The 15,325-nt window shown below is 41.4% G+C and carries 8 protein-coding genes; 3 read left to right on the top strand and 5 right to left on the bottom strand.

Translation table 11 applies throughout. The features are described 5' to 3' along the window. Positions 1-654: 654 nt before the first annotated feature. The 3 genes from amaB to C4F40_RS21500 all read left to right on the top strand — a co-directional run bounded on the left by amaB (position 655) and on the right by C4F40_RS21500 (position 4,888). Positions 655-2,184, top strand: a complete 1,530-nt coding sequence (amaB, locus tag C4F40_RS21510; protein ID WP_196941487.1) for an L-piperidine-6-carboxylate dehydrogenase — start codon at positions 655-657, stop codon at positions 2,182-2,184. Between the two features lie 18 nt (positions 2,185-2,202). After that, complete coding sequence (lat, locus tag C4F40_RS21505) at positions 2,203-3,489, top strand: L-lysine 6-transaminase (RefSeq protein ID WP_196941486.1); 1,287 nt, start codon at positions 2,203-2,205, stop codon at positions 3,487-3,489. Positions 3,490-3,661: 172 nt separating this feature from the next. Next, positions 3,662-4,888 (top strand): IS256 family transposase, encoded by a 1,227-nt coding sequence (locus C4F40_RS21500; protein WP_196937607.1) that lies wholly within the window; start codon positions 3,662-3,664, stop codon positions 4,886-4,888. A 173-nt stretch (positions 4,889-5,061) separates the two neighbouring features. On the opposite strand, the gene C4F40_RS21495 is transcribed toward C4F40_RS21500, so the two are convergent. From C4F40_RS21495 to C4F40_RS21475, 5 genes are read right to left on the bottom strand one after another with little or no spacing between them, the layout of a single operon-like run. Further along, positions 5,062-7,356 carry a GH92 family glycosyl hydrolase gene (locus C4F40_RS21495; protein ID WP_196941485.1) on the bottom strand — a complete coding sequence of 765 codons (2,295 nt, stop codon included), beginning with the start codon at positions 7,354-7,356 and terminating at the stop codon, positions 5,062-5,064. Between the two features lie 10 nt (positions 7,357-7,366). Next, entirely contained in the window at positions 7,367-8,092 is a 726-nt protein-coding gene (locus tag C4F40_RS21490) for a basic secretory protein-like protein (RefSeq protein WP_196941484.1), read from the bottom strand. A gap of 3 nt (positions 8,093-8,095) precedes the next feature. After that, a complete protein-coding gene (locus C4F40_RS21485) occupies positions 8,096-10,423 on the bottom strand; it encodes a GH92 family glycosyl hydrolase (protein WP_196941483.1) in 2,328 nt (775 codons plus the stop codon). 46 nt (positions 10,424-10,469) lie between these two features. Then, positions 10,470-12,128 (bottom strand): RagB/SusD family nutrient uptake outer membrane protein, encoded by a 1,659-nt coding sequence (locus C4F40_RS21480; protein ID WP_196941482.1) that lies wholly within the window; start codon positions 12,126-12,128, stop codon positions 10,470-10,472. Between the two features lie 11 nt (positions 12,129-12,139). Further along, entirely contained in the window at positions 12,140-15,175 is a 3,036-nt protein-coding gene (locus tag C4F40_RS21475; RefSeq protein WP_231390173.1) for a SusC/RagA family TonB-linked outer membrane protein, read from the bottom strand. Positions 15,176-15,325 lie beyond the last annotated feature (150 nt).

Below are 15,325 nucleotides of genomic sequence, written 5' to 3'. Positions count from 1 at the left end.
CTGCAAAGGTAGAAATCTTTTCTGAACTTCCAAAATAAAAATTATCTTTTTTTTATTCCCTCCGTTTTTCAATCCATCAAAAACCAAAGTCCTTCCGACTTTCTATCCCTGATTTCCCTGCTTTCAAACCCTTCCTCCCTTGCGGAGTGGTGCAAAGATAGGAACTTTACAACATTACTTCCAAGTAAACCAAACGTTATTTTTATAACTTTATTGTAAAACGCTGGAACTGTTAAAGATAAATTTGCTACTGCCCCTCTCCTGCCTCTCCCCTGACCTTCTCCCGACCAACAGGCCACCGTCTTCGCCCGGTATATTAGTTCCGCCTTAGTATTATCTTGGTCTTGTCTTAGGCCTATCCGGGAAAAGGTAAGGCAGCACTAAGGCACCCGTAATGCACGGGTAACGAACCGGGCGAAAAACGCCCGAAGAAAGGGCGAAGAAAGTCCGAAGAAAGCGGGTTGCACGAAGACACAAGTAAATCCGCATAAAAACTATGGAGATACAACCAGCTTCAGGTAGAAGCCACGGGTAATGATTCACTACAGCCGGTTTATATAAAAACACCAATTAAATCAAAATTCAATATAAATACATAAAAACAAAAATTTATTCTGTATATTTATATCATAATCGAATATTATAAATAATTTTATGACAGAAGAAGAATTAAAGACACTTGGAATAAAATCAGAGAACCCCGGCACATCAATCGGAAGTAAATGGTTTACACACAAGGAAACTATCCTATCCTCCTCTCCTACCAATGGTAAGCCCATAGCAAGCGTAGAACGTACATCACGTACAGAATATGAAAAGGTAATAAAAGAAGCGGAAAAAGCAAAGTTGATTTGGAGAGATATTCCTGCACCGAAACGCGGAGAAATTATCCGCCAACTTGGTGAAAAACTTCGTGAAACAAAACCAACTCTCGGCAAACTGGTATCCTATGAAATGGGGAAATCGTATCAGGAAGGGCTAGGTGAAGTACAAGAAATGATAGACATTTGCGATTTTGCTGTCGGTATTTCTCGACAACTCTATGGCAATACCATTCATTCCGAACGCCCAGGACATCGTATGTACGATCAATATCATCCCCTAGGTATTGTCGGTATTATCACTGCTTTTAACTTTCCAGTGGCCGTATGGGCATGGAATAGTGCTTTGGCATTAGTTTGTGGAAACGTTGTGGTATGGAAACCGAGTGAGAAAACGCCTTTATGTGCACTCGCCTGTCAACATATACTTGCTGACATATTAAAATCAAACAAATTACCCGAAGGCATTTCATCTTTAATTACGGGTGATGCTGAAGTTGGCACTTGGCTTTCTAAAGATTCTCGTATTCCACTCGTTTCAGCAACAGGTTCCACGCGAATGGGGCGTCAAGTAGCTACAACCGTAGCTGAAAGATTCGGCAAGACACTTTTGGAACTAGGCGGTAATAATGCCATCATCGTTACACCAAACGCGGATTTGAAAATGACAATTATTGGAGCTGTATTTGGAGCGGTAGGCACCGCAGGTCAACGATGTACAAGCACACGAAGATTGATCGTTCATGAAAACATCTATGATAAAGTCCGGAAATCTCTTGTGGAAGCCTACAAACAAATAAAAATCGGTGACCCTTTGGATACACAGCATCATATGGGTCCCCTTATCGATGTCGATGCCGTGCAGATATATTTAAATGCTTTGGCTAAAATTAAGGAACAGGGTGGAAAGATTTTAGTAGAAGGTAGCGTCCTTAATGGAAAAGGTTATGAAAGCGGCTGCTACGTTCGCCCTGTCATCGCCGAAGTAGAAAACCACTTCGATATTGTTCAAGAAGAAACTTTTGCACCGATACTGTATTTAATAAAATACGCGGGGGATGTAAACAAAGCGATCGACTTGCAAAATGACGTGAGACAAGGCCTGTCGTCGGCCATCATGACTACTAACATCCGAGAAGCGGAAGTATTCCTTAGTCAGAATGGTTCGGATTGCGGAATTGCCAATGTAAACATTGGTACTTCCGGTGCGGAAATAGGAGGTGCTTTTGGAGGCGAAAAGGAAACCGGCGGAGGTAGGGAATCAGGGTCGGACGCATGGAAGGTTTACATGCGGAGACAGACCAATACAATTAATTATACGACTAGCCTTCCTTTGGCTCAGGGAATCACATTTGACCTTTAATAAAGAACCTCTATAACTATGAGAGAAATACATCAACGATTAGGAAAACACATATTGGCAGACGGGTTACCCATAGTGATTGATTTAGAAAAATCGCACGGTTCTTACGTCGTGGATATAAATGGTGAAACTTATTTGGATATGTTCAGTATGTTCGCTTCCTCACCAATTGGTTACAACCACCCATATCTCGTCAAAAATTCAGAGATATTAACGAAAGTTTCCATTAACAAACTCGCTTTATCGGATATCTATCCAGTGGAATTTGCTGACTTTTTAGACACGTTTGAACGTGTAGCAATTCCCAAGGAACTGGATTACTGTTTTTTTATCGACGGCGGAGGACTGGCTGTTGAAAATGCGCTCAAGGCAGCCTTTGACTGGAAAACCCGAATAAACCTTTCAAACGGAATTAACAAAGAAGCGGGCAAAGTCATACATTTTCACCAAGCGTTTCACGGTCGCACAGGTTATACCTTATCGCTTACAAACACCAAGGATCCACGGAAGCATATGTATTTCCCTAAATTCGACTGGCCTCGCATTATCAATCCAAAACTGCATTTCCCATTAACTGAAGACAGTTTAGCCACAACCACCCAATTAGAGATACAATCCATTCAAGAAATTGAAACGGCAATTCGAAATCATCCGAATGAAATCGCCTGCTTAATAATAGAATCGATTCAAGCCGAAGGTGGTGATAATCACTTTAGAAAAGAGTTCTTCCAAAAACTACGGAGAATCTGTGATCAACATGACATTCTCTTCATTCTTGACGAGGTACAGACCGGATTGGCTATGACCGGCAAAATGTGGTGTTATGAACATTACGATATTATTCCGGATATCGTCGCGTTCGGAAAAAAATCACAGGTATGCGGCATCATCGCTAACAGAGACAAATTTGATCGCGTAGAAAACCACGTCTTTAAAGAGTCCAGCCGAATTAATTCTACATTTGGAGGAAATTTAGTTGATATGATTCGATTTAAGCTGATATTAGAAGTTATCGAGAACGACAACCTAGTCACTCAAGCACAAGAGAAAGGAAAGTATCTGCTCGAAAAAATGACGAGTTTGACCATAGATTACCCACAACTTTCCAACGTAAGAGGCAAAGGTCTTTTAGCAGCCTTCGATTTTGAAGACGAAAATTCTAGGGATAGCTTTGTTCAAAAAGCACTCGAAAATAAATTATTAATCTTAGGTTGCGGAGATAAAAGTATACGTTTCCGACCGCATCTTACCGTTTCTATCGAGGATATCGATAAAGCTTTTGAAATTATTAGAAAAAGCCTTTAATGAGAAACGGGGCTTTCTAAAAAGCATAACATCGTCGTCACTGCGAACCGAAGGAACGATGGTGAAGCAATCTGACGATGTTAAAAACGCAGATTGGTTTCCTTCGGAGGAGACTGTAAAATAAACTGTGTCAAGAATAATAAAGAGAAGTATTATTTTTGACATAGTAATTATGAGTATTAAGGAAAACGATTTTGATTTTGAGTCCATGAAGGACAAAGCGCTGGAACAGTTACGCAGCGGAGCATCACTTTATGGCAAGAACGGCGCTTTTGCACCTTTGATGAAGAAGTTTTTAGAAGCGGCGTTAGAAGCTGAGATGGAGGGCCATATGGACGAAGTTGAGCGCTCCAGCGGTAACCGGCGTAACGGCAAGTCCAGCAAGCAGATTCGCACCTCCGATGGCACGATCGATATCGACACTCCCCGTGATCGTCGATCTAACTTCGAACCCCAGCTCATTAAGAAACGTGAGACGATTCTAGCCGAGAGCCTGGAGAAGAAGATTTTAGGCATGTATGGCCTTGGTATGAGCCTGCGGGATATATCGAACCACATCAAGGAGATGTACGATACAGACATCAGTCACAGTACGCTTTCTTCCATTACCGATAAGATCATTCCCGAGGTCAAGGAATGGCAGTCAAGAAGCCTTGATTCCCTTTATACGATTGTCTGGATGGATGCGATGCACTACAAGGTGAAAGAAGACCATCGTTTTGTATCGCGGGCTGTATACAATATTCTTGGCGTTGACCGAAACGGTCACAAGCATCTGTTAGGGATGTATGTTTCGGAGAATGAGGGTGCTAACTTTTGGCTAAGCGTACTGACCGATTTACAGAACCGGGGCGTAGAGGATATCTTAATTGCCTGTATCGATAACCTAAAAGGATTTTCAGAAGCGATACAGAGTGTTTTTCCGGATACCGAAGTACAGACCTGTGTAGTGCACCAGATCCGTAACAGCCTCAAGTATGTGGCTAGTAAGGACCAAAAGGAGTTTATGAATGATCTAAAACCTGTCTACCGTGCCGATACATTGGATCTTGCCGGACTGCGGATGGATGAACTTCAGGACAAATGGGGGGAAAAATACCCAGTGGTCATCGACTCCTGGCGGCGTAACTGGGAACGTTTGACCACTTATTTCCGTTACGACAAATCCATCCGAAAATTAATCTATACGACCAATACGATCGAGGGATTCCATCGCCAAGTCCGTAAGGTCACTAAAACCAAAGGTGCCTTCACCTCGGACATGGCGTTATTGAAACTGATCTATTTAGCACATAAAAACATTAAGAAGAAATGGACGATGCCACTGGCCAATTGGGGAACAACGGCACAAAAATTAGCTATTTGGTTTCCCGGAAGAATGGTGTTAGATTTGCAATAAGCAAAATGGTTCAATTACCACCCCGCGGGGTGGTAATTGAACCATTGACACAGTTTGTTTTACACTCCCCTTCGGAGCTGCTTCGCGGTCGTTATTCTTCCTCGCAATGACGCGTTTTTTTATAGGCGACAACCTTTTTAAAAAGCCCCTTTCCGTTATCATCCGAACGAAACTTACTTCCTCGGCTTGCTCGACATTTCAAATTCAAGATTTCCACCATTTTTTAGTAGATCGAAAGAGAGTCTGAAATCTTTAATTTCCTTCCCGTTCCAACTTACCTTCCGGACATATTTATTTTCTGCACGTTGGTTCTTAGCATTTACATGGATCTGCTTTCCGCTTTCGAGATTAATCGTAGCCGATTTGACAAGAGGGCTTCCGATCCAATAAATATCATCTCCCGGTGCCACGGGATAAAAACCTAATGAGCTAAAAATATACCAGGCACTCATCTGTCCACAATCGTCGTTCCCTCCTAACCCGGCTTCACCGTTGTGATATTGATTGTTGATAATCATCCTCACCTTTTCCTGTGTTTTCCACGGACTACCTGTAATGTTATAAAGATATGCAACATGGTGTGACGGTTCATTACCATGCACATAATTCCCTATTATTCCTTCTCGGGTGATATCTTCGGTATGCTCAAAATACTTATCAGGAAGGTGCATCGTAAATAAAGAGTCTAAATACACTTCAAGCTTTCGGCTTCCGCCCTTTACATCCCTCATTTCCTCTGGTTGATGAGGAACATACAGGCTATAGTTCCACGAATTGCCTTCGATGAAACCTTGATTGTGCGTCTCTAAAACGTCAAAGGTTGTGCGAAACTCCCCTTTACTATTCTTTGGCCGCATAAATCCGATCGAAGGATCATAGAGATTTTTCCAGGATTCCGCCCTTTTGGAAAAATCCTGATACAGTTCTTCGTTACCTAGCTTTTTTGCCAATTGTGCAATGCACCAATCATCGTAAGCATATTCAAGGGTATTGGAAACGGACGTTCCCGATACATCATCCGGCACATAACCAAGGTCTATGTAAGCTCCAATTCCTTCATACCTGCGTGTGTTGGCCGTCTGTACACATGCTTGTAAAGCAGCATGCGCATCTCCTTTATATACACCTTTTAGTATGGCATCTACCACAACAGAAACACTATGGTAACCGCTCATACACCAATTATCATTGGCATAATGTGACCAAATAGGCAACATCTTGAGTACACTTTGGTCGTAATGTGCAAGCATAGAAGAAACCATATCCGCATTACGTGATGGATTAATTAAATTCAAAAGCGGATGAAATGCCCTAAATGTATCCCACAGCGAAAAAGATGTATAATTTATAAATCCCTCAGCTTTATGAACCTCCTGATCGAGACCTTTATATTCACCGTTCACATCCATATAGATAGTAGGCATCAAACTCGCGTGATACATCGAGGTATAGAAGTTGACCATATCTTCTTCAGACAGCATATCCACTTCAATCTTTTTGAGTTCATTTTCCCAGGCAGATTGACCTTCTGCAACAACCTGCTCAAAATTCCAGTTCGGAATTTCAGCTTCCATATTCGCTATGGCATTCCTCATGCTTACCGGACTTAAGGAAACTTTCATCAGAACAGGCTCCTGTTCTTCCGTATCAAAGTCAAGATATAGTTTGAGGTTGTGCCCCGCTAGATCGGGGAAGTTGCTACGCTGGTCAAACTTACGCCAAAACCCCCTATACACTTGGTTACCGTCAAACTGACCAGAACCATAACTTTTAAACGGTTTAGATGTCCGAATCGCAAAATAGACAGTCCGTGTCCGCGCCCAACCATTTGTTTGTCGATATCCCGTAATCAAAGAATCATTATGTACTTTGAGTACTGTCCATACATTTTTACCGTCGTAATTATAAATCCCCGAAGTCAAATCAACAATAATATGAGATTCGGTAGATTTAGGAAACGTATATCGATGCATGCCCACACGGGGCGAGGTAGTCAATTCAGCCTTTATATTGTGATCGTCCAACAATACCTGGTAAAAATTCGGTTTAGCTACCTCAGTTTCGTGACGATAAAGCGAGCGATAACCCTCAAGCGGTCGATCGGCAGTTCCCGGATTTAACTGCAATTTCCCTTGCGTAGGCATCACCAAAATATCGCCTAGGTCTGAATGTCCTGTGCCGCTAAAATGCGTGTGACTAAATCCCACAATAGTAGGGTCATTGTATTGGTAGCCTGCGCAGTATTTATAAACATCTCCATTATACTTACCATCGACGGCATAAGGAATGGTATCCGTATCCGGACTAAGCTGCACCGCACCAAAAGGCACAGTAGCACCTGGAAATGTATGCCCCATTTTCGCTGTCCCTATTAGCGGATTAACGTAATCGACCAACTTTCGCTGCTGCGCAAAAGGAGAATCCGAAATAGAAATCAATAAGGCGATGATCAATATAAATTTTAACATTTGTTGGATTTTAAGATTTCAACTTTGGATTTTGCGCATAGCTCGTCCACAATTCGTCAATAGTCTTTCCGGTATTATCTTTCCAAAAATCAGGTGTATATTGTTTCGTGCGCATCGCTCTATCTAATTTAACAACGAGCTTTTTATCGTAATTCTGCTCAATCCAATAAAAAAAACGTGCGGTAATACGATAAGCATCTTTGTACGAATGCTTTTCATTAAATTCCGTTAGTTTCCAATTAGCCCCTTGATTGTCTACCCCCATCACATGGCGTACATAGTCGGCAATTCCTTCCGTAATCCAACCCGGGCCCGCTCTATGCGGATATTCTTGAACGATGTGCATTATTTCATGTGTAACGACATCGATATCTCTCGGATTCTTGACAAACCATGCTGGATTGTAACGTATCACACCTCCTGCTGCTGCAGCTACGCCATCATAATCAGGATCTATTACAAATGTAACCGATTTACGCGTGTTCTTGTTGTACTTCTTTGCTTGCTTCGGATAATTCAAGAAATAAACGTCGATCAGTTCCTGCTTCAATGTCTGACTGAAATCCTTGTCTTTATTGATCCAGACTAATGTAAACTTCCCCTTAGTAATGGTGTCAACATCTACCGCACTTTTTAAATCCTTTTGCGTGTCACCCCATCCCTGTGCCTTAAGCGTCTGAACAGATCCGATGACGACAATAAATGTTAAAATTTTAATAAAAATATTTCGATTCATAATTTATTTTTTAGTACTTTTTAATTCATTGGACATCGAATAAGGGACCGCAGATTTAGTAATACCGCGCGTTTTATTCGGATTTTTTGACATATCAAAAGTTAATTTTGCGCCTTTCATCAAGGTAGCATGACTTAACCAATTTTTATCGTGTGATCTACCATCAATTTTTAGATCATTTACATATACATTTTCTTTACTTGAATTTGTAGATGTGATTTCAATTGTTTTACCGTTTTCTAGCTTCAATGTCACTTTGGGAAACAATGGTGCACCCAATACATATTCATCCGTAGCCGGACAAACGGGATAGAAGCCTAAAGATGAAAACACATACCAGGCCGAGGTCTGTCCGTTGTCCTCATCCCCACAATAGCCATCCGGTGTGGCTGCGTACATTCGATCCAGTACCTGCCTGATCCAATATTGGGCTTTCCATGGTTCGCCACTATAGTTATAAAGATAAATCATGTGTTGAATAGGCTGATTTCCATGTGCGTATTGCCCCATGTTTGCGATTTGCATTTCACGTATTTCATGGATCGTTCCGCCGTAATAGCTGTCGTCAAAATCTGGCTTCTGATTAAATACGCTATCCAACATATGCGTAAACACGCTATCTCCCCCCATCAAATCAATTAACCCCTGTATATCATGAAATACACTCCATGAGTAGTGCCAGCTATTGCCCTCCGTAAATGCATCTCCCCATTTCAATGGATTAAACGGGCTTTGAAAATTTCCGTCTTTATTTTTCCCGCGCATTAAATTTGTAGAGGGATCAAATAGGTGTCGATAGTTTTGCGCACGTTTAGCGTATAATTCAATATCCTTTTTTGACTTTTTTAACGCTTTAGCAAGCTGATAAATGGTAAAATCGTCGTAAGCATATTCCAGCGTTCGAGCTGCATTTTCATTAATTCCTACATCATACGGGACGTACCCTAGGTCATTATAATATTCGACACCTTTACGACCTACCGCGGTCATTGGTCCCTCATTATTTGCACCGTGTTTTAATGCCTCATATAACGTTTCGATATCATAGCCACGGAGTCCTTTCATATAGGCATCAGAAACTACAGACGCCGAATTATTTCCAATCATGATATCTGCAAACCCCGGGCTACTCCATTCCGGAAGAAAGCCACCTTCCAAATACGCATTTCGCAGCCCTTCTTGCATTTCCACATTGATTGACGGATACATTAAGTTCAAAAATGGATACAGTGCTCTAAACGTATCCCAAAAACCCGTTCCACCGAATAAATAACCCGGAAGCACTTTTCCGTTATAAGGACTGTAATGCACACGCTCCCCTGCTTCGTTTATTTCATACAGTTTATTTGGAAAGAAAAGAGTTCGATATAACGTTGAATAAAAGGTACGCATCTGATCAATATCATCACCCTCTATCGCTAAACGGCCCAATTTCTCGTTCCAGATTGCTCGTCCGTCTTTTTTCACGCCTTCAAAATCGCGGTCTCCAATCTCTTTTAGGTTCAAAAGAGCCTGCTCCGCACTGATAAAAGAAGAAGCGACTTTCACCTGGATGGGGTTACTTTTTCCCTTTACTTTAAATCCTAAGATGGCACCCGTATGATTGCCTTGAGATTTTGTCTGATTGTTAAACCGCTGTTTATCTTCCCATGTCGAAAAATTATCGAAAGGCTGATCAAACACCAAGACAAAGTAGTTCTTAAAATTCGGCAATTTACCCCGGGAGTATCGCGAAGAATAGCCAATTACCATGTTTTTTTCGGGAATAATCTGTACTTCAGATCCCCTATCAAATGCATCTAGCACGATAAATGCACTATCCGTTTGGCTATACGTAAACCTAAAATACGCAGCCCGCTCTGTAGGCGTCACCTCCGCCGTGACATCGTGATCTGCTAAATAAACAGAATAATAATACGGTGTTGATTTTTCAGCTTTGTGGGAAAACCAACTCGCACGTTCATCTTGGTCAAATGATCCTTTGCCCGTAACAGGCATCAACGAAAACTGACCATAGTCATTCATCCAGGGTGATGGCTGATGGGTCTGTTTTAATCCACGGATTTTGTCCGAAGCATAGGTGTACTGCCATCCATCACCATTCTTACCGGTTTGTGGAGTCCACATATTCATTCCCCAAGGAAGACCAATGGCAGGGTAAGTATTTCCATTGGATAGAGAGGGTTTAGAATCTGTGCCCATAAGAGGATTGACCAAATCAACGGGATCGATAGATTTTCCATTCAGCTTTTGTGCAAGTATAGAATTCGGAACAAGTGCTCCGAATCCTATAACTACAGAAAGCAATAGCTTAATTGTGTTTTTTTTCATTATTATAGATTAATATATGCGTACTGTTGGAGAACTTACATCCCAGTTAATTTAAGTAGCCGGGATTTTGATCGAGATTGGGATTGATAGCCCGTTGCGTTTGAGGAATCGCGAAGAGTTCCTTGTTGACATCGTTGGAGGGTTTGTGATCCCACCATGTTGCTGTAGTAAATTTGCCAAACCGTATCAGATCAGTCCTTCTTTTTCCTTCGAAAATAAACTCTCTCCCGCGTTCAGCCAATAATGCTTCTAAATCAAGAGTAGACGAATTAAATTTGGCCGATGGCCAATCTTCAGCCGTGAATGCTCTTTTGCGCGAGTCATTAATTAACTCTACGGCTTCATCTGTAGTTATACCACCGTTTTTTCGTATTAAAGCCTCCGCCTTATTGAAATATATTTCCGTTAAGCGATAAATAATAAAGTCGTTTTCTTGATAGTTTGCGTCGCTTAATGTACCCGATTTGTACTTATTAAAACGAGCTCCAGAGTTTTCTTCACCCTCAGCCATGCTGCCCTCACTCGTCAAATCCCCTTCACTCTCTCTTCGAATAGAGTTTACGTAGGCGAAAGGCTTTCCGTCCCATTCTTCTGTTCCCAAAACCTGTTCGCTTGTACCGTATTTATATTGCGGACCAAACAAAAACCATTCCTTTTTTCGAAGGTCATTCTCAGAGAATGCATCAAAAGCAGTTGGTATGACTACAAACGCATTCCAACCACCATACCCCACATTTAATACATCTCTAATATTATCATATCCCATGAAGAAACCACCCCAATCAAATGTAAATCCAGCCTTTCTACTATACTGGAACTGGAACAATGATTCAGGATTAGCGCTATTATCATTAGCAAATAATTCATTAATATCACTTGCTAATTTAGGTGTACCTCCATTACCGCCGCCTTCACCAGCAATGATCTTATCGCAGTAGTTTATACATTCATCCCACATCGGCTTTCCAGCCCACTTTTCTGCGTTTAAATACAGCTCAGCTAACATAGCATATCCAGCCGCTCGGGAAACATGTCCCCCGTTGCTCGCTCCACCTTGTTCACTGTCTATCTTTAGCAACGGCAACAGCTCTACGTTTTCCCTAATTTCCTTTTCAATAAATGCAAATACCTCCGCTCTGGGTTTGGTTTCAGGATTTAACGGCTCGGTCGCCACTGCTGTCGATATCGGCACATTACCCCATAGATCCATAATTTTTAAATAATGAAACCCACGTAGTACCCGGAGTTGAGCCAAAACCTCATTTAGTTCTTCCACAGTCATACCAATTGCTTCCGCATTGAGGGTTTCAATATCTGCAATTGCATTGTTAACATAACCGAGCCCTTCCCAGATCAGGCGCCAAGCATCTCTCAGCCTTCCCTCATTGTCTGTCCATGTGTGATAATGTAACCGAAAGTGATCTCCTCCATCATAACCATGTCGTCCTTTTTGGGGCCACGCCAGCTGATCTGCAGCAGATTCCGAATGGAAATAATGACCATTTTGTCCGGTAGGCGCAAGCCATGCTTGCATATGTGTAAACGATCTTGATGCAGCCTGCAGGACTTCTAGTTTATTTTTATAGAAAGTCTCTTTGCGTAAAGAAGAGTATAAATTTTCGTCCAATTTCGTACAGGCACTCATTCCTATCGTCGCTATCGACAATGCCGCGATAGTTATATTTCTTTTAAGTATAAGCCTCATTTTCTTTTATTTTAAAAACCAATATTTAATCCAATTGACCAAGATTGCGTACGGGGATAGAAACCTCGTGAATCAATACCTCCATCGAAGCCGGTATCTTGCAGCTCTGGATCAACACCCGAGTAACCCGTCATGGTAGCGATGTTTCGCCCCGTAACATATACATATAAATTTCGTATATAATCTGTTTTAGTGTTGACCGTATATCCTAGCGTAATATTGTCCAGCTTGACAAAACTTCCATTTTCGAGATAATAATCCGAGTATTGCGGATTATCATCAAGCTTAGCATGTGTCGTAAAGGCACTTTCAAGCACATTATTGGGAACCCATTTTTTGTTTCCGAAAAACATATCAGCGGTATTCAAAATATTATACTTGAACTTACCTCTCAAAAATACCGTTAAATCAAAGCCTTTGTATGAAAACCTATTACTTAAAGAAGCCTGGAACTTCGGAATACCGTTCCCTATGTACGTTAAATCGTCGTTATTGATTTCCGATGTCGGAGCCGCTGACCCATCTGCCTTATAAAACAGCCACTTACCGTCATCTGTTAGTCCTGCATAGCGCTTTCCAAAAAATGCTCCGATCTCGCCACCTTCTTCCAGTCGTATCGCGTCGCCGAGGTTACCTGGAGAAGGTAAACCACCAAAAGGAATCCAATTGCTTTTAAAAACATCACTTGATAACTTGGTCAATATGTTTTTTTGATAATTTCCAGTAAAATCAATATTCCAAATAAAGTCCGCTTTTGAAATAGCTGCCGCAGAAAGTTGCAGCTCTACACCTTTGTTATTTACGGATCCAACGTTGTACCAAATTCTGTCCTTTGTGTAGCTCGGCTGCTGTGCAAGGTAGTCAAAGATCAAATCTGTCGTATTTCGGTTATACACATCCAAGGATCCAGTAATCCGATTATTTAAGAATCCGAAATCAACACCAATATTTGTTTCTGCTTTCTGTTCCCATTTTAAATTTGGATTTGGATTTACACTTGGACCATAGGTTTGGTTGTATTCTCCGCCGATTATTGGATAGACTCCTCCCGTGGAAAGTTGAAGTATTGATTGGTAATTAGGGATACCCTGGTTTCCCGTGACGCCATAACCTGCACGTAGTTTTAAATTGCTCACAATTGCTTTGTTCGCAAAAAATGACTCATTAGTAATGTTCCATCCGGCAGAGACTGCAGGGAAATTACCCCATTTGTGATTAGCACCAAAACGGGAAGAACCTTCTCTCCGTAAAATAGCAGTTAAAAAATATTTATCATCCAAATTATAGTTTACCCGACCAAAAAATGCAATAAGCGTATTATCTTCTTTGAAGGATCCCATTGATGGTCGGGGAAGCGTATCGTCAATTAGCGCGTTACCTGCTCCCATGTTCCAATCCAAGAAACCGTCCGTCGTAAAACCATTATTGGCCATGTTAAATCGCTCTAACGTAGAATATTGATAACTATATCCCAATAATCCGGTAACCTTGTGTCTATCGTTGAAAGTTTGATGATAGTCGATGGTCGATTCAAACGTTTTGCTCCATGCTAACTCATTACGTTTCGCGGCATATGCCATTCCCCGATAGGTGGAATTCAAGCGTTGATCCCAATCATTAATAGAGCGGTACATCCTGTCGTTGAAATTTTGTCGAACGTAAGACCCAAAGGCTGATACACTAAGTTGGTCAATTATTTGGAGTCTTAATTTTGTGTCGCCAGAGAATGTCTGTTGATTCCGTTCAAAAATTCTATTAGCAAGGCGGGCAATCGGATTATAATTATTATACCCTTGGGTTTCGTAAAAACTGCCATCTGGATTCATAATCGGAGCAGTTGGATTTCGCTGTATTGCTTGCTCAAAATCGCCACCCGTTGTTTTTCCATAATCAACAGACGTAAAATCATTGTTGATACCTCCACCTAGTAAATCGGATTTAATAAAATTAGCTGCAACGTTAGTCGACATCGTCAATCGATCTTTAAGTCCCGTCTGCGTAAAATTAAATCGCCCTCCAAATTGATCCCTACTACTTGCTTTTGCAACACCTTCTGCTAATTCGTAATTAATGGCTGCACGATAGGTTGACTTTTCGCCACCTCCGCTCGCTACAAAATTGTGAAAATGAGAAAAATTGTCCTTATTAATCAGCTCGTCGTAAAGTTCTGTACTGGATCCCAAGTCTAAATCGGGTTTATCCATTCCTTTTACGATATATTCTCGAAATTGGTCCGCGCTTAGCATCGATGGTTTTCTATTTACCATCTCCTTTTGTGCGTATGTGTAATACTCAAACATGGGTATGCCCGATTTACCCTTTTTGGTTGTTACTAAGATCACCCCCCCGTTTCCTCTCGTTCCATATATTGCAGCAGCAGATCCGTCCTTGAGCACATCGATCGATTCTATGTCTCCTTGTTTAATGAGATCAAGGCTTCCTCCAGGAATTCCGTCGATCACAATTAACGGCGAATTTGTTCCTTTCAGCGAGGCCATTCCCCGAAGTTGAATGTTTGTTCCCCCATTAGGGTTACTCCCTTGCGGACTCGTAATATTCAAACCTGCTACTTTTCCTTGCACCAATTCCATTGGGTTTCTCATCCCTCCACTGTTAAAATCCTTCTCTTTTACAGAGGCTACCGCTGATGTAATTTCCCTTCTGCTTTGCGTACCATACCCAACAACGACAACTTCTTCCAAAGACGACGCTTCATTAGTAAGTTTAAAATTTAATGTTGAAGATGTTACGGTCTGTTCGGCAATATCGTATCCAAGGTAACTAACCTCGAGTTTTTGTCCAATACTGGCAGATATGGAATACCTCCCATCTTGCCCGGTCTGGGTAGCAATATCCTTACCTTTCACTTTTACGGTTACCCCAGCTAAAGGCTGGCTATTTCCTGCGTCGGTAACTATCCCCGAAACAGACTCTTGAAGAACCGTCGTCTCTTTAATATCGGTATCTAAAATATTTGGAGCGGCAACTACAGATCCGTAATTGCAGGCCATTAAGGAGAGGGGGATAACCCACCACTTCCTTTTCATAGGTTTAAAACTGCTAATTTTCATCATAAAATTTATACGTTTTGTGAATAGTTTCAAAAATCATTGTTAGTCGGCTTTAGCACTATCAACTTTATTTTCCTAAGTGGATATAAGCTATAAGTTGAATAGTAAGAACTGCTCATAAATTGC

Origin of the sequence: Sphingobacterium pedocola (assembly GCF_015209965.1) — a bacterium.
In the GTDB taxonomy this organism is placed as follows: domain Bacteria; phylum Bacteroidota; class Bacteroidia; order Sphingobacteriales; family Sphingobacteriaceae; genus Sphingobacterium; species Sphingobacterium pedocola.
The sequence above is the reverse complement of the archived record's forward strand: the minus strand, read 5'-3'. Positions and strand labels throughout refer to the sequence as shown.